The organism is Acinetobacter amyesii, assembly GCF_002018365.1.
Taxonomy (GTDB): Bacteria; Pseudomonadota; Gammaproteobacteria; order Pseudomonadales; family Moraxellaceae; genus Acinetobacter; species Acinetobacter amyesii.
In genome coordinates this window covers 277,157-297,733 of record NZ_MVKX01000001.1, presented here as the reverse complement: position 1 = coordinate 297,733, position 20,577 = coordinate 277,157, and the positions used below count along the sequence as shown (strand labels likewise).

Genomic DNA, 20,577 nt, shown 5'->3' with positions numbered 1-20,577 from the left:
TTTGCCGTCAAAGTAATTTAGGGATAAAGAAATTTTGGTTTAATTTCAGCATTAAAAAAATCAAATCTTAAACACTAAAAAGCCCTCCGAAGAGAGCTTAAAGTTATGAATTGCGCAGGCTTAGCGTAATTTTGATAACCAATCACCTAGGCTTTGTACGATTTGCACCAAGATCAATAAGACGATCACAGTCATGATCACTACGCTACTATCAAAACGTTGATAACCATAAGAAATAGCAAGGTCACCGATACCGCCTGCACCTACTGCACCCGCCATGGCTGTTGCGCCAATTAAGCTAATGGTTGCAGTCGTTAAGTTTAAAATCAAAGAGCTACGAGACTCTGGTAGCACAAATTTAGTAATGATTTGCAGCGGAGATGCACCCATCGCTTGAGCAGACTCAATGATGCCGTCGTTCACTTCGAGCAACGATGTTTCAATCAGACGGCCAATGTAAGGACCAACATAGATAGTGAGCGGAACAATTGCAGCCCAAGTCCCGATCGATGTCCCTACAATGACTTTGGTCAAAGGAATGACCGCAATCAAGAGGATAATAAATGGCAATGAACGCAGCGCATTCACAATCGGGTTCAAACCATGGTAGATGACACGGTTAGGCAAAATGCCTTGTGGACGTGAGACATATAAAATCACGGCCTGGATAAAACCCCATATACAGCCGAAGAGCATGGCAAAGAACACCATGTGAAAAGTTTCTTGTAGGGCAGTGACGAACTGATCCATAGACAAAGAACTTTTCCAAAAGGGTGCTGTAATTTGAGTCAGCCATTGAACAATTAAATCTCTCATTGCTGAACTCCTGCTTGAGTGACTTCAACGCCATGTTGTTCTAAGAACGCCACCGCTTGTTGAATCAATGCTGCATCACCTAATAGCTGAACGAACATTTGTCCAATCACCGCACCATTAATTTCAGTCATATTGGCAAACAAAATATTCAGGCTAATATCAAACTGTTTAATTACCGCCTGAATGACAGTTTCTTGTGCCGAACTGCCGAGGAATTTCAAACAATAAATACTGTTATGGTTCTGATTTTCTAAATTATTTAAAATATTAACAGGGAGCTGTTGCTGCAATACAGTTTGAATAAAGTTTTTCGTTGTATTGTGTTTTGGCTGACTAAAAATCTCTAAAGTTGATCCATGTTCAATGACTTTTCCTTGTTCCATTACCGCAACATAATCACAGACGGATTCAATCACATCCATTTCATGGGTGACCATGACAATAGTAATGCCTTGTTCTTGATTAATTTTCTTTAATAACGCCAATACCGATTTGGTGGTTTGCGGATCGAGAGCAGAAGTTGCTTCATCACACAGTAAAATTTTAGGATGATTGGCAAGCGCACGGGCAATTCCTACACGTTGTTTTTGACCACCAGAGAGCTCATCTGGATAAGCATTTTTCTTATGTTTTAAGTCAATAAATTCGAGCAACTCTTCTAAACGTTTTTGGCGTTCAGCTTTAGCTACACCTAAAAGTTTAAGCGGCATTTCAATATTTTCTGCAACAGTTTTGGTTTGCAGTAAATTGAAGTGCTGGAAGATCATGCCAATATTGGTTCTTTCTTGACGAAGCTCTGCCGAATTTAAAGCAGTAAAGTCTTTATCATGAATAATAATTTGCCCTTCACTAGGACGTTCTAGCAAATTAATTAAACGGATTAAGGTACTTTTGCCTGCACCACTGTAGCCAATTAGACCGAAAATACAGCCATCTGGAATGTCCAGATTAATCTGATCCAGTGCTGTAACGGTTTGGCCTTTTAGCTCAAAATGCTTGGAGATATTTTTAAATTGGATCATAGCGTCAAAAAAGGGTTCAAAAATGAAAAAACAGGCAAAGTAAACTTTGCCTGTTTATTTGAAGAAATTATATTACTATTTTGCTTCAGTGAGGTAGCTAGTTGGTTTGTTTACATCAATTTTAGTACCACCAAAATGTTCATCGATGTAAGCTTTAACTGCTGGAGTGTGATAAAGCGCGCCTACTTTTTGTAGAACTGGGTCATTTTGACGGTCAGCAGCAACAGCAAGAATGTTCACGTTCATTTTTGTACTTTGATCGATTGGCTCATAGTAAACCGCATCTTTCAGTACGTTTAAACCACCTTCCATTGCAAGGGTATTACCCAAAACAATCGCATCAACTTCATCTTTAACACGAACCGCAGTCGCCATTTGAATTGGTTTGATTACGATTTTTTTCGCATTTTCAGTTACGTCAGCAGGTGTACCTTTTACATCGTCAAAATCAGCTTTAAGTTTGATTAAGCCAGCAGATTGAAGTAGTAACAATGCACGTGATTCGTTTGCGCCATCATTTGGAATCGCAATGGTTGCACCTGTTTTGAACTCTTCAAGTTTTTTGACTTTGCTTGAATAGATACCCATTGGTTCTAAATAAGTTGTCGAAAGCGGTGCAATTTTATCTTTATTGTTGTCGTTAAACGCAACCATATAAGCATATGATTGGAATGCGTTAACATCAATTTCTTTATTTGATACAGCAGTGTTCATAGACACATAGTCAGTGAAGTTTTTCACTTCAAGTTTAATGCCAGCTTCTTTGGTTTCAGGAAGCGAAGCAATGTAGCGCCAAATATCAGCATCCGAACCAGTCGAAGCCATGGTGACGGTTTGCACTTCGGCAGTGTCTTTTTGTTGTGCTGCGTCAGTTGCAGGAGCTTCTTGTTTACCACAGCCTGAAAGGCCAACAGATAAACCGAGAACTAATCCTAGGAGCTTTTTCATATATTCACCCGAGTAAATTTATAAAATTAATAAATTCACAAATCATATTATGGAGAGATTTACTTAAGTCTTTTATCAGACAGGCTGATAGATGCTTAATAATTTAAAATGCTACACAGACTTATACAATTAGATCTGAGTCTATTTCCAAATGGGAAAAGATAGCCATTGCAAGCTGCTGTAAACAAAAGATTTAATAAAGCCAATCTCTATATTTCGCTAGGCATCATATCAATTTTTTATTATTCAATATAGTGATTTAAAAAGTTATGCTTAGCAGCAAAAATGTAAATGGAATATGTTTAATTAAATAATTTAATAAGTAAAAACAATATATTATTTATAATTAAACTATTTAAGTACGTCATTTGTATAAGTTTAGCTCTATATAACAAATTTTAAAATGTATTGCTGAAAAAATGATAAAAATGAAATAAGTCTTGTCATACACAAAATTTGTAACATTCATATGTGAAAATAACGGAGAGTTTAAATCTAATCTGCATTGAAATCTTTATTGATATATTTGAAGTTCAACTCTGATTAATGGCTTTTCAAAATCTTAGATCTAAATCTGAGGAAGATTGAATCCGCTATATTGTTTAATATAAACTGCTTAATAATTGATCATAATAAATTGCTATGTGAGGCACGCTATGTCAAATCAGTTTGATTTCGTCTCAGTTGTAAAAAAGCCTACGGTTCATTATGGCGGCAGATCGGTGAGCCATGTTTTAAAAATGGAAGATGGTAGTCAAAAAACCATCGGTGTATTTTTGCCATCAGAGCAACCCATGACGTTTGAGGCGCATGTGAAAGAACGTGTTGAAATCACATCGGGGCAGTGTGTTGTGCAAATTGGAGAGCAGGGCGAGTTTGTTCAATATACGTCTGGCGAAAGCTTTATTGTTCCACAAGATTCTATTTTCAAAGTGCAATGTACCGATGTTGTTGATTATGTATGCCATTTTGATTAAGTATGCTTAGACAGGTTTGCAGTTGCTTCAGCTTTACACCTTATGATTTTTTTATTTCTAAGTTATAGCAATTGATATTTTTAGAGCTTAAACCCCGCATTTAGCGGGGTTTTTTATATGATTCAATGAATGATTTAGCTTTCTTATACGAAATCCTGTAGTTACTAAAATTAAAGAATTTAACATCACCTATAGTCACTGTTTGGCAGAGTTAATGTACTTTAGTTTTCAGTGAATAATTATTGAATTAGCAAAATGGAATGTGCAAGTAATCACTACGCTGTATTTCATAAAGCACGTGACGGTTTAATGGGTGATCCGCAGCTACACGTGGATGATTAAATTCACGGATTTTTTGCATACCAATGCGTTGCATCACACGTTCAGATGGAGTGTTTAAACTCGCTGTGAAAGATATGACCTTGTCTAATCTTAGGTTTCTAAAAGCATGTTTCAGTACTGCTTTTGCACCTTCTGTGGCATAACCTTGATGCCAGTATTGCGGCAGTAAGCGCCAACCAATTTCTGGTGCATCGGCTATTTCAAATTCGGGTGGGTGTACGTGTAAGCCGATAAAGCCAATAAATTCACCTGTGGCTTTAAGCTCGACAGCGTATAACCCCCAACCTCGTGTATCTATTGAATTACGTAGACGTTGCATAAATGCGACGGCTTCATCAGCATCAAGTTTGTTAGGGAAATAGCGCATGACGTCGTCATCTGCACACATTTGGATAAATGGGGCAGTGTCGGAGTCTTGCCATTGGCGGAGGATAAGGCGAGGGGTTGCGATAAACTGATTCATACTAATTCATCTTTATCTTTTAATTGCTTTGCTTTCTAATAAATATAGTTCATTAATCAATAAAAATTCACGTATTTGTTGTGAATAAGGCTTATCAACTTCACTATGTGCACGTTCATTTCTATAAGCAGTAAATATATTGGTAAATAGACAACCTAGGGCATTTGAAACCTTTTCATTGTTTGTATCCCATGAATAAATTGATTTGCGTTGTTTATCTGAAATGAATGCGGTTTTTAAAAGACTGTTAGAAAACAGACTATGATCATTAATTTTATCTTTGACAATATCTTCTAATCTTGTATATGCCGTTAAGATTGAGTAATTGGGATCATCATTAAATTTAAGAGCAAGATCGAAAATTCGAGAATCAACCAAGTGGAAAGGTAATTCTGTTGGATAGAAACGGTCATTATTGATTTGGTATTCCGTAGTTTTATAAATTGCATAGATGTATTCGTATATGTTAATTGGCCGTACAACTCTAGCTGTGAACATTGTTTCAAGATCTGCATCTGATAATGAACTATGATTTACTTTCTTCATTAATTTTTCGGAAATATTAATTTCTTCAACTTCAATATTGTGCTTTAAAAGAAGTTGCAGTGATGATGCTAATCCTTTAGGTCCTTCACCAGAATAGCCTGAACTAAAGCCTGATCTGATAATGTAAGTATTTCTATTAGATTTGATTAAATATGCATGTATTTGATTGCAAGATAAAAGTAATGCATTTTCAATATATGTTTGAGTTTGGAGAATGACACCAATAGCGTCTAAACAATCTTGAGTATAAGGTGTCCCTAAATATTGTATTTCTTCAGATGGTCGATTAAATAAATTAAAGATCATTTTAATAAAGTATTTGTTTGATATCTAATGAAATATAACAAAAAACCCCGCACATAGCGGGGTTTTAAATACTTAATTACAGATTAAGCATTTTCACGCGCAATCGCACGGTAACCAATATCTTTACGATATTGAACACCATCAAACGTTACTTTTTTACAAAGTTCTAATGCTTTGGCTTGTGCTTCACCAATCGTATTGCCAAGAGCAGTCACACAAAGAACACGACCACCAGCAGTCACAATGTCACCATTTTCAAGTGCTTTAGTACCAGCATGGAACACTTTCGCATCAGCCATTTCAGTGTCTAAACCTGAAATTACATCACCATTGCTAGACGTTTCAGGGTAGCCCTTAGATGCAAGTACGATCCCTACAGTCTTACGCTCATCCCATTTAGCTTCCGCAGGAAGGTTACCCGCAATGCCCGCTTCAACCAAATCAACTAAAGACGATTTTAAACGCATCATAATTGGTTGAGTTTCAGGGTCACCAAAACGACAGTTGAACTCGATCACTTTAGGTTGACCTTGCTCATCAATCATCAAGCCTGCGTATAAGAAACCTGTATAAACGTGACCGTCTTTTTTCATACCTTCAACGGTAGGACGCATCACTTCATTCATGGTTTTTTCAAATACGTCAGCCGTCACCACAGGAGCAGGAGAGTAAGCACCCATACCGCCCGTGTTTGGACCTTGGTCGCCTTCAAAGATACGTTTGTGATCTTGTGAAGTTGCCATAGGTAAGATGTTGTCGCCATCAATCATACAAATGAAAGATGCTTCTTCACCCGCAAGGAATTCTTCGATCACCACACGTGAGCCAGCATCACCAAATTTGTTGCCTGCAAGCATGTCATCAATCGCATCAAATGCTTCTTGATTGGTCATGGCAACGATCACGCCTTTACCAGCAGCAAGACCATCTGCCTTGATCACGATTGGCGCACCATTTTTTTCAACAAATGCTTTAGCCGAATCTACTTCTGTAAATACATCATAGAAAGCAGTTGGAATGTTGTGGCGTTTTAAGAAGTGCTTCGCAAATGCTTTAGAGCCTTCAAGCTGTGCAGCAAATTGAGTAGGACCCCAAATTTTTACACCCGCTTCACGGCAAGCATCGACTACACCATTGACAAGCGGTGCTTCAGGGCCAACCACGATTAAATCAACTGCATTGTTTTTTGCAAAGTCGATAATCGCTGCATTGTCCAAAATGTTAAGCGCAACATTTTCGCATTTATTTTCAGTTGCAGAACCTGCATTACCCGGTGCTACAAATACTTTTGCGACTTTGTCATCTTGTGCGATTTTCCATGCAAGTGCATGTTCACGACCGCCATTACCCAAAACTAAAATATTCATCGGTTCATACTCCATGAATCGAAAATGACATAAAGTCCTCAACCTGAAAGCAGGAGAGGACTTTATGCAAGATTAGAAATCTAGTGTATTAAGCAAAAGACTGTGCTTAATTGTCATGATCAAGTTGCCAACTTAGTGACGGAAATGACGCATGCCAGTGAAGACCATTGCAATACCAGCTTCATCAGCAGCAGCAATTGTTTCTTCATCACGCATAGAACCACCCGGTTGGATAATGCATTTGATACCCGCTTTCGCAGCGTTATCAATACCATCACGGAATGGGAAGAATGCGTCAGATGCCATTACTGCACCTTCAACAACTAAACCAGCGTGTTCAGCTTTAATTGCTGCAATACGTGCAGAGTTAACGCGGCTCATTTGACCTGCGCCGACACCAATGGTTTGACGTCCTTTCGCATAAACAATCGCGTTAGATTTAACGTATTTCGCAACTTTCCAAGCAAAGATCAAGTCATCAATTTCTGCTTCAGTTGGCGCACGTTTAGTCACAACTTTAAGGTCATCTTTCGTGATCATGCCTAAGTCTTGGTCTTGAACCAATAAACCGCCATTTACACGTTTGTAGTCAAGTTGTGCTTTACGTTCAGTGATTGCAGGAAGCTCGCCGCATACAAGTACACGTACGTTTTTCTTCGCGCCAGTTACTTCAAGCACGCCTTCAGCAACGCTAGGAGCAATGATCACTTCTACGAATTGACGGTCAACAATAGCTTGCGCAGTTGCAACGTCTAATTCACGGTTGAATGCAATGATGCCACCGAATGCAGATTCAGGGTCAGTTGCATATGCAAGGTCATAAGCGGCTTGGATGCCGTCTAAAGATACTGCAACGCCACATGGGTTTGCGTGCTTAACGATTACACAAGCAGGTTTAGCGAATGATTTCACACATTCAAGTGCTGCGTCAGTGTCTGCGATGTTGTTATAAGAGAGTTCTTTACCTTGAAGCTGTTTCGCAGTAGAAACGGATGCTTCAGTTGCTGTGTCTTCTACATAGAAAGCAGCAGATTGATGCGGGTTTTCACCGTAACGAAGATCTTGGACTTTATTTAATTGCGTGTTGAATGTACGTGCAAATTTGTCAGCTTGACCTTCATCTTTACCTACGCGAGCGCCTAAGTAAGAAGCGATCATACCGTCGTATTGAGCAGTATGTTCAAATGCTTTAACCGCAAGGTCAAAACGAGTTGCATGTGAAAGTGAACCTTCAGCTTTAAGCTCAGCAACTACAGTTGCATAGTCAGCAGCATTTACCACGATACCAACAGATGCATGGTTTTTCGCAGCAGCACGAACCATAGTTGGACCACCGATGTCGATGTTTTCAATCGCATCAGCAAGTGAACAGTTTGGTTTTGCAACAGTTGCAGCAAACGGATAAAGGTTAACAACTACAAGATCGATTGCATCGATGTTGTGTTCAGCCATCACAGCTTCGTCTAGACCGCGACGAGCTAAGATACCACCATGAATTTTCGGATGTAGCGTTTTTACACGGCCGTCCATCATCTCTGGGAAACCTGTGTGCTCTGAAACTTCAACTACGGCAACATTATTGTCTTTCAACAATTTGTATGTTCCGCCAGTAGATAAAATTTCTACCCCTAGAGCAGCAAGTTCTTGTGCAAATTCAACAATTCCAGTCTTGTCAGACACAGAGATTAAAGCGCGTTTAATAGTCATGATCTTCGTCACAGTTTTCAAGGAACAGATTAAAACAAAATTAGCAAAATGCAGGTTAAAAAAAATGCCTGCGGAAGCCGCAAGCATTTTATCATTTATTCACTCATTAAACCGTGAGCTTTCAACTTTTTACGTAAAGTACCACGGTTTAAGCCGAGAATCTCAGCAGCGCGGGTTTGATTACCACGCGTATATTCAAGAACTACAGATAGAAGAGGCTTCTCCATTTCCGCCAGCACCATATCGTATACCTGAGATGGTTGCTCGCCTTGCAATTGTGCAAAGTAATGGCGAACTGCGCGATCTACGTGAATACGAAGAGCGACATCAGATTGTGCAGTAAAAATAGGAGATTTGCTATTCATGCGAATTAATCCGAAAAATCAAATATCACTTGGGTAAAGTGATTTGTTAAAAGTGGTCTATAAACTTGAATGAACTCCGTTTTAGTTCCTAATGCGGAGTTCTAAAACTTGTACATTACTTGTAGCTTGACACAACTCGCAAAATTGTTCGAAAAATAAGCGTAACAATAGATTAATAATTGTTACAGCCTAAAAAACAAACAAAAAATCTACTCAATACGCAATAAGTAATAAAGCGCACGGTTGGGATTGTATTTGTTGTGAAAAATTAGCGAGGAGTTTGCAGCACAAAGCTTTCGTGGCGCGTATCATACCATTGTCTAGGAAAAAGTGAGCAAGAAAACTGCATTTTTTTTATGTTTTTTTTACTTTTTTAATAGTTTTTTCCAATATTAGGGGCGAATCAACTCAATTGAATAATTATCGAAGCTTTTGCGTGCAATAGGTAAGCTAAATTGAAATTTAAAAGGACTACTTTTTGGGATCCGTTGGATGCCATGCAGACTTTTATCCAAATACTCTTCAGGTAAAAGCGTATAGTTTGCTATTTCAGCACCATTTTCTTTTAGTGAAATTTTCATATTGGGTAAGGCAAGGCTACGGTCATGAAAATTGATCATTTCACCAGTAAAACGTGTTTCATTATTTCCAATGCTACGAATTTTGACTTTTTTGGTACTAATTAAGCTGTAGTGTTCCTCAAGACGTGAACAATTAAAGACATCACATACTGCTGTGAATGCAGCACCCATTACTGGACTATTTTTTAAATATTGAGGATTGAACCAGAAAAACTGGAATATAAGTGCACCAAATAAGAAGGCATTAATACAGAACCACATAAAATAGTTGAGTGGTGTACGTTTTTTATCTTTTTCAGCCTGTTCTGCCCAATTTACAGCAGGAAGGTTGCCGATCGGTTCGGTACTGAAATAATTTAAGTTATTTAAATAGGTTTTTAGATCGATATTAGAGTTTTCGACTTTTTGATCAAATAGCTTTAATAAATGGTGGCTTGGTGTTTCTTCAACAGTCACTGGTGTCAGCGTATTATTAAATTCGCTGACATTAATAATAGTATTGGTGTTTTTTTGCGGCGCATTTTCTGGCTCAGGGGTAGAAAAAGACAATGCTTTATCTACCACCAAATGAGACAGTGCATTAAAAGATGTAGAGCACTTTGGGCAACAAACCATGCCCTGAGCGACAGTAAGCTGCGGAACAGTTACTTTATATGTTGTAAAACAAGTAGGGCAGTTAGTTAATTTGTCGCTCATAAGTACACATTTTAAATTTTAATACTGTTGGCGTTTACCCGAAATTCGGCACCATGTTTCGTCACGTTTTTCTACGTCTAATATATCAAAAAATTCAGAATAAACACTAGAAACATCAGAAACTTGCTCTTCAATTACACCTGCAAGTGCGAACTCTCCCTCAGATTTAATTAAAGTTGAGAATTCTGCAGCCAAGGCCATTAAAGGGCCTGCAAGAATATTGGCAACAAACACATCGGCTTTTTGTCCAGCGAGCTCTTGGTTGAACTCTTCAGGTAGGCCTACATACAGATTTTCCAGTACACCATTTAATTCGGCATTTTGTTGTGTTGCTAAAACTGCTTGTGGGTCAATATCAGTGGCATAAACTTTTTTTGCACCTAAAAGTAAAGCTGCAACACCTAAAATACCAGAACCACAACCATAATCGATTACGATTTTATCTTTAAGGTCAACTTTACCTAACCATTGTAGACATAAGAATGTTGATGCATGGTTACCAGTACCAAAAGCAAGACCAGGGTCTAGTTTGATGTTAACGGCGTCTGCTTCTGGCGCTTCCATCCATTCTGGAACGATCCAGTATTTTTCACCAATTTGAATAGGCTCATAAGCATCCATCCATGTGCGTTCCCATTCTTGGTCTTCAATGAATTCGCTGCGCATTGGTGCTTCAGGAAGTTGCGCTTTAATAAATGTTTCTAATGCAGCAACATCAATTTCTTCATCATCTTCTTGTGCATAGATACCAGTAACGATCACTTTATTCCAAAGTGGTGTTTCACCTGGAAGTGGTTCAAGTAAATCCTGATTTTCTGCATCATCTAGCGTGACACTGACTGCACCTAAAGAACTGAGCAGCGTTTCAGTGTAATCAACTTGAGCTTTTTCAACAGTAATATGAATTTGTAACCACTTCACGGACATAACCTAAATGAGTTTTATAAAAAGCTATTGTAACGGAACTCGGCAACTTGCAGCTAGCGATTATCAAAATTGACAAAAAATAAAAGGATGCACGTGGCATCCTTTTAAGTTTTCAGAGACTTAACTTTTAATTGTTTCGGTTGCTGTGGTCGAGATCGGTGCAAAACGTGTAATCAGGAAACCAAATCCAGCGGCAAAGATATACATAAAGATTGAATATACTGCCGCAGGCATTGCAACCGCTGAGCTTGCCATCACTGTTAAGGCGATGGTCATGGCCAATGTGCTGTTATGAATCCCGATTTCAAATGCACATGCACGTGCCTGAGCACTATTGATGCCAAACAGTCGCGGAACAAAGTAACCGATGCATAAGCTGAAGATGCAGAATAGAACCGTTGCTAAGCCAACTTGAGTTAGATAAGCCGCAATATTATGTCGTTCAGAATAAATAGCACCGATAATAATTAAGATGAGAAAGACCACGGCAAAGATACGGAGTGGTTTATGCAGTTTCTCAGTCAGTTTAGGTGCATAGTGACGAAGCAGCATGCCTATACAGACAGGGATGATAATGATGCCGAAAACTTGGAGGATTTTTCCAAATTGTAGGCTAATCTGTTGGCCTTCTTGCATGAAGTACATGATCGAAAAATTCACGATCAATGGAAGGGTTAATGCTGCAATGACAGAGTTGATGGCGGTCAGGGTAATATTTAAAGCCAAGTCACCTTTAAATAGATAGCTAAATAAGTTAGCTGTGCTACCACCGGGTGAGGCTGCGAGTAGCATCAAGCCGACAGCAAGTAGTGGTGGTAATGCTAGCAGTTTACATAGTAGAAAGGCGATACCGACAAGCAACACGAGCTGGCAAAATAATGCGATCAACACGGCTTTAGGGTGCTTAGTGACACGTGCGAAATCTTTGGGGGTAAGTTCTAGCCCAAGCCCGATCATAATAAAGGCCAGTGCTAATGGCAAAAGAACCGTAATAATTCCAGAATCCATCTTATTTATTCTCCTTGAGCATATTTAATGGTTTTTCACCAAAGTCCTTATGGTGATTGCGTTAGAAAAAATAGTTTAGGTTTTCACTTGTTGAATCAAGTGACTGCCACGGCGCGTCAAAATAAAACCAAATAAGGTCGCCAATAAATACATAAAAATAGAATAAACACCGGCAGGTATCGCCACTGTGGTGTTTTCAAGCACACTCAGTGCGATGGTTAGGGCGATACTGGTGTTATGAATGCCAATTTCAAAAGTACACGCACGTGCCTGTTTTTCCGGCACGCCCGCGAGGAACGGAATTAGGTAACCCAAAAATAAGCCACTGAAACAGAGTAAACAGGTCGCAATGCCGACGCTGGCAAAATACGTAATAATGTTGGATTGTTCACGCAAAACTGCGAGTGTAAAGATAAGAATTAATAAGAAAATAGACAACATTCGCATCGGCTTGTTGATGTGATATGCAATGGTCGGAAAGGAGTTGCGAATAAACATACCGAAACATACCGGTATCAAAATAATCAGAAATACATGGGTGATCTTATCGATAGGCATGCCAATGCTGGTACTTTCACCAACAAAATGCAAAATGGAAAGGTTGACAATAAAAGGTAGTGTAAAGCACGAAACAACTGAGTTAATGGCCGTTAAGCTAATGTTTAATGCAACGTCACCTTTATATAGGTAGCTAAAAAGGTTTGCAGTGGGGCCGCCGGGTGAAGCTGCAAGCAACATGAGCCCGACCGCGAGTAAAGGGGGTAACTCAAGTAACTTACACAGGAAAAACGCAATACTGGTCAGTAGAATAAGCTGAGTAAATAAAGCGATGAAAATAACTTTTGGATAGCGTCCAACGCGTAAAAAGTCTTTGACAGAAAGTTCAAGCCCCAAACCCATCATCATAATGGCTAAAGCGATGGGTAGAAAAAATGCAAATAATCCCGAATCCATGGAATTTCCTGATATTTTTATCCTTATAGTATTTTTGAGTTTATCTCAGTTTAATAAATAAGCAATAAATAAAAGCGAGTAAAAACTGATGTTTTACCCGCTTTATTTTTGATCTGTTAATTGATCGATATTTTCATCGACAACTGTTTATTTAGGACGAGGAGGAGTGAACCCTAAAGCACATTTTCCTTTAATTTCTTGTCCATTAATCGTTGCAGTAGTGGCTTTTGCATCTGCACTACATGTGCTTAATAATTCGGCTTCTTCGCCATGAAGATTTGCATTTTTGGAAGAGCTAAAAAATTGTGGTTCGCAGGTACCATTCCAGATAATACCGCGATAGGCAAATGAAACTTGAGCGCCTTGGCTTTTACCTTTACAGACTTGTTGATATCGCTGTGCATCATACACTTTCTCAACTTTATCATTGGCTGAGGCAGCAAGTGGTGATAAACATAAACCGCATAAAACCGTGGATAGCAAAATATTCTTATTCATGCTTATAGTCCTTATGATTCTCATGGGATCTATAACAGAATAAAAAATCATCAGAATAAAACAACAATCTTCGAGTAACATTTGCTTGAGAAATGTATATTTTTATGTGGAATATGCAAAGTATGTATGTTCATAAAGAAATATATAGGCATAAAACAGTAGTCAATAACAATAAAATCGAGTTAATCAGTCAACTTATCGGTGAATTTTTGCTATAATCTTCCGTCATCCTTTTTTAATCTCCTTTACCACTATGCATTATCCTAAAGTTTACGATGTCATTGTTATCGGCGGCGGTCACGCGGGTACTGAGGCAGCTCTTGCTGCGGCACGTATGGGTCGACAGACTTTACTCTTAACTCATAATATTGAGACTTTAGGGCAGATGAGCTGTAACCCAGCCATTGGTGGTATTGGTAAATCACATTTAGTCCGTGAAATTGATGCGCTTGGCGGTGCAATGGCATTGGCTGCCGACAAAGGCGGTATTCAATTCCGTATTTTAAACTCACGTAAAGGTGCGGCTGTTCGTGCGACTCGTGCGCAGGCTGACCGTATTCGTTATAAAGCTGCGATTCGTGAAACCTTAGAAAATCAAGCGAACTTGGATATTTTCCAACAAGCAGCTGACGATTTAATCGTTGAGGGCGACACTGTAAAAGGTGTGGTTACTCAGATGGGTATTCGCTTTGATGCGAAAACTGTTGTATTAACTACAGGTACATTCTTGGGTGGTGTGATCCACGTAGGTCTAAATAATGCTTCAGGCGGTCGTGCGGGCGATCCTCCTTCAATTTCATTGGCTGCGCGCCTTCGTGAATTGAACTTACCTGTAGGTCGTTTAAAAACTGGTACACCACCACGTATCGATGCACGTTCAGTTGATTTCTCTGTGATGACGCCACAGCCGGGTGATTTCCCATCTCCGACTATGTCGTTCATGGGGGATGCGTCGATGCATCCTGAGCAAATCAATTGCTATATCACACATACCAACGAGAAAACTCACGATATCATTCGTGGCGGCTTAGACCGTTCACCAATGTATACTGGTGTGATTGAAGGTGTGGGTCCACGTTACTGCCCATCGATTGAAGATAAAATTCACAAATTTGCCGATAAAGATTCGCATCAAGTGTTCTTGGAACCTGAAGGTTTGGACACACATGAGCTTTATCCAAACGGTATTTCAACTTCTTTACCATTCGATGTTCAGTTTGAATTGGTTCGCTCGATTCGTGGTATGGAAAATGCGCACATTTTGCGTCCGGGTTATGCGATTGAGTACGATTATTTCAACCCACAATCATTGAAATTCTCTTTAGAAACCAAATCGATTAATAACCTGTATTTTGCAGGTCAAATTAACGGTACAACGGGTTATGAAGAAGCGGGTGCGCAAGGTTTGCTTGCAGGCTTAAACGCAGCACGTCGTGCATGGGATCAAGAGCAATGGACACCAAAACGTGATGAAGCGTACATGGGCGTGTTGGTTGATGATTTAATTACATTAGGTACCAAAGAACCGTACCGCATGTTTACCTCACGTGCGGAATACCGTTTGATGCTACGTGAAGACAATGCGGATCAGCGTTTAACTGCCATTGGTCGTGAAATGGGTCTGGTAGATGATGCGCGTTGGGATTCGTTCTGCCAAAAAATGGAAGCGGTTGAAACTGAAAAAGGTCGTTTACAACACCTTTGGGCAGCACCAAACAATCCATTAGGCAAAAAATTCGTTGAAATGACTGGTGATGACCTGTCAAAAGAAACTAATGCAATTGATTTGCTCAAACGTCCAAATATCAACTTCTCACAAATTGCTGAATTGACGGGTTCAGAAGTTTCAGCATTTGTTGGAGAGCAAATTGAAATTGCTGTGAAATATGCGGGTTATATTAACCGTCAGCAAGAAGACGTTGCGCAAATGAAACGTTTGGAAGATACACGTATTCCTGCTGATTTTGATTACGATGTCGTTTCTGGTCTTTCACGTGAAATCACCATGAAGCTGAAAAATGTATTGCCTGAAACATTGGCACAAGCAAGCCGTATTCCGGGTGTTACACCTGCGGCTGTTCAATTGGTGATGATTACCATCCGTAAGAATAACCAAGCGAAAAAATCTGCATAATTTTTCAGCTGAAAGAAAAACCCGCTAGATGCGGGTTTTTTATTGCTTAAAAATTATTGGCTGTTGGTATTTGATCGGATTAAAAGAATATTTTGATCATCATTAGTTTTAGCTATGGTTTGATTATTAAAATCTTTCATAAACTTAAGTGATTGATAATGAATTATAAATACAAAAAATAAGATCTAAAAACTATTGGTATACAAAGTTTTAAGTCTTAATGGTGGGCTTTTGGTCGTGTGAATTCCGACCTTTGTAGTGGTATTTATTCTACCCAATAAAGCCGAAACTTCAGGGCATGGCGTACAAGTGAGTTTACGCTACATGAATGGAGTTCGATTATGGCAAATCAACAATCGGGAAAAATGCAAAAATTTCTAACGGTATTTTTGTGTTTCTGGGTAGCATTTTTTGAAGGTTTTGACCTGCAAGCGCCCGGTATCGCAGCAAAAGGAATCGCAGCGACATTTTCCTTAGATCAAGTGCAAATGGGCTATGTGTTTAGCTTAGGTGTGTTTGGTATGTTATTTGGCGCGTTCTTTGGGGGGCGTGTCGCTGACTATTTGGGACAGAAGAAAGTCCTGATGTTGTCGATTTTTATCTTCGGTGTATTTATGTCGATCACGGCAGTTGCACCAAGCATTGAAATTTTATATATCGCACGATTCTTTACAGGTTTAGGTTTGGGCGCTGCGATGCCAACGATGATCTCGGTGGTGGGAGATGAAGCGACGGATGCTAACCGTGGGCGTTTAAATAGCTTGATGTACTGTGGCTTACCTGTAGGTGCAATCTTTGTTGCTGGCTTGGGTATTATCTTTAAAGATATCTCTTGGCATACACTGTTTTTAATTGGTGGTTTGACGCCTTTAATCCTGATTCCATTCATGGCGATTATCTTAAAAGATAAGCGTACTGAAAAAGTTCAGGCTGAAAGCAAAGAAGCGGTTCCAGCGATGGGGCAAATCCTTTTTGCTGAACAGCGTTATAAATATACATTGCCGCTTTGGTTAAGCTTCTTCTTTACCTTAATGGTGAACTATATTCTGATCAGTTGGTTGCCTAACTTGCTTATGGAACAAGGGTTGGAAAAGCAACAAGCTTTCATGATCATGTTGATGTTCCAAGTGGGCGCAGTGATTGGTACGCTGGGTTTAGGCTACTTACTTGATCGCCTAAAATTATGGCAAATGGCAGTGATTATCTATTCAGGTTTGTTTGTGGCATTGTTTGTGCTGTTTACAACAAATTCCATTCCTGTACTCATCGCAGCAGGCATCATGGGCGGGATTTTCTCTACAGGTGGTCAATCGATTTTGTATGGAATCTCACCAATTTTCTATACACCAGCTGGGAAAGTGACAGGTGTGGGAAGTGCAATCTCATGGGGGCGTTTGGGTGCAATGACAGGTCCATTACTTACAGGCAAGATTTTGGCGCTAGGTCTAGGAACGACAGGTATTTTAATTGCAAGTGCGCCGGGTATTGCTTTGTCGGCTATCGCGGTGGCTGCATTGTCAGCCTATAAGTCATCCCTCAAGAAATAATCGAAATCAGTCATATTTAAAGGAGCTACGGCTCCTTTTTTATTGAATAAATATCTTTAGCTGAAACTAAGTTTTGTTAGAATGAATCTAATATTCATGAATAAATTTACTTCTATGTCTTATCAATTGATCGAACTTGATATTTCTCCTTTAGATAACATTCAGTGTCCACATTGCCAGCAGCAAGTGATTGATTGGTCAGAAGAGCAGTATGTACAGCCATGTGAGCATGTGCTGTTTATTGCAATGGATATTGGTTTTGAGTTTATTACAGATGAATTTGAGCAAACCATGCAGCATACAGTCGATGACTTGCATGCCAATGATGATCAGTATCATATGTTTACTGAAATTACCGCCTCGAGCTTCCCTGAGTTTCTGATTTATAAGTCTGATTTAGGGGTGGAAGGTTATTCACGCTATGTCGGCTTTACGGCATAAAATATTGCTAAAAAATCTAAAATAAAAAAGCCAGTCAAGTGACTGGCTTTTTTAATGTAAATCAGAAAATTAACTTTCTAATTCTTCTTCGACATCATCTTCGGCACTGTCCATACCGAGTTCTTTAAGTTTACGGGTTAAGGTATTACGACCCCAACCTAAAAGTTCTGCAGCATGGCGCTTACGCCCACGTGTTTGCTGTAGTGCAGCATTGATGAGGGTGCGTTCAAACATTGGTGTAGCAATGTCGAGAATTTTCATCTCACCGTTTTTCAGTTTTTGTACTGCCCATTGACCAAGTAGCTCATCCCAATGATGCACACCGATGCGATCAATTCCTTGCGTAGCAGGATTGCCATCTGTGCCTTGAATTGGAATCTGTTTTAATTCAGACGGTAAATCTTCTGGATAAACTTCACGGCCCGTGATCATGACCGTTAACCAGCGACAGGTATTTTCGAGCTGACGCACATTGCCTTGCCACGGCAGCTTTTGCATGTATTCCTGCGTTTCAGGACGCAGAATTTTTGGGCTTACCCCAAGTTCTTTGCCTGCACTTGCTAGGAAGTGTTGTGCAAGCATCGGAATATCTTCACTTCGATGTGCAAGTTTTGGAATATGAATACGAATGACGTTTAGACGGTGGTACAAGTCTTCACGGAAGCGACCTTCATGTACTAACTTTTCTAAGTCTTGGTGCGTTGCTGCAACGATACGGACATCCACTTTGACTGGGATGTGACCACCGACACGGTAGAATTCGCCATCCGCTAAAACACGCAGTAAACGTGTTTGGGTTTCAAATGGCATGTCGCCAATTTCATCAAGGAAAAGTGTTCCGCCATTGGCTTGTTCGAAACGGCCTTGACGCTGTGTGTTGGCACCGGTGAACGCGCCTTTTTCATGACCAAATAATTCAGTTTCGATCAAATCTTTTGGAATTGCCGCCATATTGAGCGCAATAAAAGGTTTGTTGCCACGTGGTGAGTGTTTGTGCAACGCATGCGCAACCAATTCTTTACCCGTGCCTGATTCACCATTAATTAATACAGTAATGTGTGATTGAGAAAGACGGCCAATGGCACGGAAGACTTCCTGCATAGCAGGTGATTCACCAATAATCTCAGTGGATTGAATCGGTTGAACGGTTTTAGCAGATTCTTGTTGTTGTAATTTGGCAATATGCAAAATTGCACGGTTTACAAGTGCTAAAGCTTCATCAATATCAAAAGGTTTTGGTAGATATTCAAAAGCACCCGTTTGATAGCTCGACACAGCAGATTCTAAATCTGAATGTGCGGTCATGATAATTACAGGTAAGTCAGGGTAGTTGCCTTTGACTTTACCTAAAAAGGTCAGTCCATCAATACCCGGCATACGGATGTCTGTCAAAATAACATCTGGCGCATCGACACTTAACTGATCTAAAGCGGATTGTGCTTCTTCAAAACTGGTAACATCAAAACCTTCTTCTTTGAATGTTTTTTCCAGCACCCAACGCATGGCGCGATCATCATCGATGACCCAAATCTTATTACGCGACATGATCTGACTCCCAAGGTAAATATAGGCTAAATACTGTTTTTCCAGGAACTGATTGGCATTCAATCATTCCGTTATGTTGATGCATAATATTTTGTGCAATGCTTAGGCCGAGACCTGTGCCTTTTGCTCGTCCTGTCACTAAAGGGTAAAATACGGATTCTAATATTTCTTGTGGGACACCCGGTCCATTGTCCTCGATGTCAATGCGTACCGCAGAACGTTTTAATACACCGTTGATGGTGACTAAACGTTGAATACGTGTGCGCAAAGTGAGTTCTGGTTGATGCTCAACAAAGAACTCTTTATTTTCTGTCATCGCCTGAACGGCATTGACACTGATATTCAGCATCACCTGAATCAATTGATCACGATCTGCCAGAACATCTGGTAAAGAAAGGTCGTAATCACGGGTGATTTTAATTTTCTTCTTGGTTTGGTTGACGATCAGTGAACGGACACGTTCAAGTGGTTCATGCACATTGACTGGTTCGTAACTTGGTAATTGTCTTGAACCAAGCATAGTGTCAGCAAGATTACGTAATCGATCCACTTCACTAATAATAATGTCGGTGAATTCGCTGTATTTTGGATCGTTCAAACTACGTGCTAAAAGTTGTGTCGCCCCACGGATACCACCGAGAGGATTTTTAATTTCATGGGCAACACCACGAATCAGTTGTCGTGCGACTTGATGTTGTTGAATCAGGTTTTCTTCTTTAGAGATTTTCAACATCCGGTCGATTTGATTCAGCTCAATCAATAGCAACGGGTGGTAGGGTTTACCAGAGTTGAGTTGTGATACGGTGTAATCAACATGTATGTCTTTAAAGTTGACATTAATCGTTGCTTCTCGGCGCGTATAGTGCTGACCAGAAGTTAGTGTATTCATTAATGCATCATGCGTATTGAACTCATCATCGGGCATATGGAGTAAATTTAATACAGGCTGACCTGATGCACGGAGTAAGCTGATGTCAAAAAGCGCTTCACAAGATGAATTTAAATAAAAAATATTCAGGTTGCTATCGACCAATAAAATGGCAGTGGTTAAATTATCCACTAAAAGCCGGTAATCAATCGTCATAGTCTGATCCATTAGCGAGAGGTTCCTGTCTTAAAATGGCGCAATGGCATCTTCATAAAGCAAATCGTTCAATCTAATAAGGTTCGAATTGATGCAAGTTATGCAAGATATAAGCCAACTATTTGAGAAATACGCTAAGTTTTGATGCTTATTTGAATAAATGCGCTTATTTAAGACTTTAAATAAAGTGTATAGCCGATTAAAAACAGGCTGTAAATCTAAAATGCATTAAAATGGTGCAAGTGAAATTATATGGATGAATTTATAGCATTATTTTGGTGCGTGATATAAAGAGTGGCCTTT

At 39.6% G+C, this 20,577-nt stretch carries 19 protein-coding genes; 4 read left to right on the top strand and 15 right to left on the bottom strand.

Translation table 11 applies throughout. The features are described 5' to 3' along the window. Nucleotides 1-120: 120 nt before the first annotated feature. The 3 genes from B1202_RS01425 to B1202_RS01415 form a co-directional block, all read right to left on the bottom strand. Entirely contained in the window at nucleotides 121-816 is a 696-nt protein-coding gene (locus B1202_RS01425; RefSeq protein WP_078188742.1) for a methionine ABC transporter permease, read from the bottom strand. Then, on the bottom strand, nucleotides 813-1,838 hold the full coding sequence (locus tag B1202_RS01420) for a methionine ABC transporter ATP-binding protein (RefSeq protein WP_078188741.1): 1,026 nt from the start codon (nucleotides 1,836-1,838) through the stop codon (nucleotides 813-815). The genes B1202_RS01425 and B1202_RS01420 overlap by 4 nt, the downstream gene beginning before the upstream one ends. A gap of 75 nt (nucleotides 1,839-1,913) precedes the next feature. After that, nucleotides 1,914-2,786 (bottom strand): MetQ/NlpA family ABC transporter substrate-binding protein, encoded by an 873-nt coding sequence (locus B1202_RS01415; protein ID WP_078188740.1) that lies wholly within the window; start codon nucleotides 2,784-2,786, stop codon nucleotides 1,914-1,916. 656 nt (nucleotides 2,787-3,442) lie between these two features. On the opposite strand from B1202_RS01415, the gene B1202_RS01410 reads away from it, so the two are divergent. After that, nucleotides 3,443-3,763 (top strand): pyrimidine/purine nucleoside phosphorylase, encoded by a 321-nt coding sequence (locus B1202_RS01410; RefSeq protein WP_078188739.1) that lies wholly within the window; start codon nucleotides 3,443-3,445, stop codon nucleotides 3,761-3,763. A 247-nt stretch (nucleotides 3,764-4,010) separates the two neighbouring features. Here B1202_RS01410 and B1202_RS01405 read toward each other — a convergent pair whose 3' ends face one another. From B1202_RS01405 to B1202_RS01360, 10 genes are all read right to left on the bottom strand, one after another. Then, on the bottom strand, nucleotides 4,011-4,568 hold the full coding sequence (locus tag B1202_RS01405; protein WP_078188738.1) for a GNAT family N-acetyltransferase: 558 nt from the start codon (nucleotides 4,566-4,568) through the stop codon (nucleotides 4,011-4,013). Nucleotides 4,569-4,580: 12 nt separating this feature from the next. Further along, nucleotides 4,581-5,420 (bottom strand): hypothetical protein, encoded by an 840-nt coding sequence (locus B1202_RS01400; protein WP_078188737.1) that lies wholly within the window; start codon nucleotides 5,418-5,420, stop codon nucleotides 4,581-4,583. 83 nt (nucleotides 5,421-5,503) lie between these two features. Next, nucleotides 5,504-6,787: a phosphoribosylamine--glycine ligase gene (gene purD, locus B1202_RS01395; protein ID WP_078188736.1), complete on the bottom strand. Its 1,284-nt coding sequence runs from the start codon at nucleotides 6,785-6,787 to the stop codon at nucleotides 5,504-5,506. Nucleotides 6,788-6,919: 132 nt separating this feature from the next. Further along, nucleotides 6,920-8,494, bottom strand: a complete 1,575-nt coding sequence (gene purH / locus B1202_RS01390; RefSeq protein ID WP_078189205.1) for a bifunctional phosphoribosylaminoimidazolecarboxamide formyltransferase/IMP cyclohydrolase — start codon at nucleotides 8,492-8,494, stop codon at nucleotides 6,920-6,922. A 95-nt stretch (nucleotides 8,495-8,589) separates the two neighbouring features. After that, on the bottom strand, nucleotides 8,590-8,859 hold the full coding sequence (fis, locus tag B1202_RS01385; RefSeq protein WP_001086304.1) for a DNA-binding transcriptional regulator Fis: 270 nt from the start codon (nucleotides 8,857-8,859) through the stop codon (nucleotides 8,590-8,592). 392 nt (nucleotides 8,860-9,251) lie between these two features. After that, on the bottom strand, nucleotides 9,252-10,136 hold the full coding sequence (locus B1202_RS01380) for a DUF3426 domain-containing protein (protein WP_078188735.1): 885 nt from the start codon (nucleotides 10,134-10,136) through the stop codon (nucleotides 9,252-9,254). A gap of 18 nt (nucleotides 10,137-10,154) precedes the next feature. Then, nucleotides 10,155-11,057 carry a 50S ribosomal protein L11 methyltransferase gene (gene prmA, locus B1202_RS01375; RefSeq protein ID WP_078188734.1) on the bottom strand — a complete coding sequence of 301 codons (903 nt, stop codon included), beginning with the start codon at nucleotides 11,055-11,057 and terminating at the stop codon, nucleotides 10,155-10,157. A 126-nt stretch (nucleotides 11,058-11,183) separates the two neighbouring features. Beyond that, nucleotides 11,184-12,071 (bottom strand): bile acid:sodium symporter family protein, encoded by an 888-nt coding sequence (locus tag B1202_RS01370; RefSeq protein ID WP_078188733.1) that lies wholly within the window; start codon nucleotides 12,069-12,071, stop codon nucleotides 11,184-11,186. A gap of 75 nt (nucleotides 12,072-12,146) precedes the next feature. After that, entirely contained in the window at nucleotides 12,147-13,025 is an 879-nt protein-coding gene (locus B1202_RS01365; RefSeq protein ID WP_078188732.1) for a bile acid:sodium symporter family protein, read from the bottom strand. A 147-nt stretch (nucleotides 13,026-13,172) separates the two neighbouring features. Further along, nucleotides 13,173-13,523 carry a hypothetical protein gene (locus B1202_RS01360; RefSeq protein ID WP_078188731.1) on the bottom strand — a complete coding sequence of 117 codons (351 nt, stop codon included), beginning with the start codon at nucleotides 13,521-13,523 and terminating at the stop codon, nucleotides 13,173-13,175. 253 nt (nucleotides 13,524-13,776) lie between these two features. On the opposite strand from B1202_RS01360, the gene mnmG reads away from it, so the two are divergent. The 3 genes from mnmG (at nucleotide 13,777) to B1202_RS01345 (ending at nucleotide 17,645) form a co-directional block, all read left to right on the top strand. Further along, the gene (gene mnmG / locus B1202_RS01355) at nucleotides 13,777-15,657 is read left to right on the top strand and encodes a tRNA uridine-5-carboxymethylaminomethyl(34) synthesis enzyme MnmG (RefSeq protein ID WP_078188730.1); all 1,881 of its coding nucleotides are present in this window, start codon (nucleotides 13,777-13,779) and stop codon (nucleotides 15,655-15,657) included. Nucleotides 15,658-15,998: 341 nt separating this feature from the next. Then, nucleotides 15,999-17,204: a 3-(3-hydroxy-phenyl)propionate transporter MhpT gene (gene mhpT, locus B1202_RS01350; RefSeq protein WP_078188729.1), complete on the top strand. Its 1,206-nt coding sequence runs from the start codon at nucleotides 15,999-16,001 to the stop codon at nucleotides 17,202-17,204. Between the two features lie 114 nt (nucleotides 17,205-17,318). After that, nucleotides 17,319-17,645, top strand: coding sequence for a hypothetical protein (locus tag B1202_RS01345; protein WP_078189204.1), 327 nt, complete (start codon nucleotides 17,319-17,321; stop codon nucleotides 17,643-17,645). 69 nt (nucleotides 17,646-17,714) lie between these two features. On the opposite strand, the gene glnG is transcribed toward B1202_RS01345, so the two are convergent. Together glnG and glnL are read right to left on the bottom strand one after the other, a co-directional pair. After that, the gene (gene glnG / locus B1202_RS01340) at nucleotides 17,715-19,190 is read right to left on the bottom strand and encodes a nitrogen regulation protein NR(I) (protein ID WP_078188728.1); all 1,476 of its coding nucleotides are present in this window, start codon (nucleotides 19,188-19,190) and stop codon (nucleotides 17,715-17,717) included. Continuing rightward, entirely contained in the window at nucleotides 19,180-20,286 is a 1,107-nt protein-coding gene (gene glnL / locus B1202_RS01335; RefSeq protein WP_078188727.1) for a nitrogen regulation protein NR(II), read from the bottom strand. The genes glnG and glnL overlap by 11 nt, the downstream gene beginning before the upstream one ends. Between the last annotated feature and the right edge of the window lie 291 nt (nucleotides 20,287-20,577).